This is a genomic window from Bacillus luti (genome assembly GCF_001884105.1).
GTDB lineage: Bacteria > Bacillota > Bacilli > Bacillales > Bacillaceae_G > Bacillus_A > Bacillus_A luti.
In genome coordinates this window covers 1-672 of record NZ_MACI01000091.1, presented here as the reverse complement: position 1 = coordinate 672, position 672 = coordinate 1, and the positions used below count along the sequence as shown (strand labels likewise).

Sequence of the window (672 nt, the reverse complement as noted above, 5' to 3'; positions counted from 1 at the left end):
GACACACAACTTCTTGCCTATCAGAAGAAATTGGAAAAAGAGAAATTAAAACCTAAAGAAGAACAGAAAGAGATTACATGTAATTTGTTTTCAGAACCTAATTTTGAAAAACCTTATGTAGATTACAACTTTCTAGATGCACTATTTAAGGCTATGATTCAAAATGATTATCGAGCTTTGCCTACGCAATGTAGCCAGTCAATCATGAAAGGTTTGTTCCAAAATTGGAAATCTTTTTTTGCTAGTTTAAAAGACTATAAAAAGAATCCAAACAAATATGCTGGAACGCCTAGGATTCCAAAGTATATTCGTTCTTCTGAAAAAGAGATTCTGTATACAAACCAAGATTGCATCATTAAAAACGGTAGATTTTTAAAGTTTCCAAAGACGAAATTGCAATTAAATATTGGGAAACTAGGTTTCACTGAAGGTAAACTGAAACAAGTTCGTGTGATTCCAAAATACAATGAATATGTAGTGGAATTGGTAATTGATGTTCCTTCTGAACAACAAATTATTGAAGAGAATGCTCGTTATATGAGTATTGATTTAGGGATTGATAACCTTGCAACCATCGTAACAAACACAGGTATGAAACCTGTCCTTGTTAAGGGCAAACATGTCAAAAGCATAAATCAATATTACAACAAAATGAAGAGTCATTTTACAAGC

At 32.0% G+C, this 672-nt stretch carries 1 protein-coding gene; it reads left to right on the top strand.

The window, feature by feature from the left end; all coding sequences use genetic code 11:
* A partial coding sequence (locus tag BAQ48_RS22435; protein WP_131800855.1) for a transposase occupies positions 1-672 on the top strand: 672 nt, incomplete at both ends.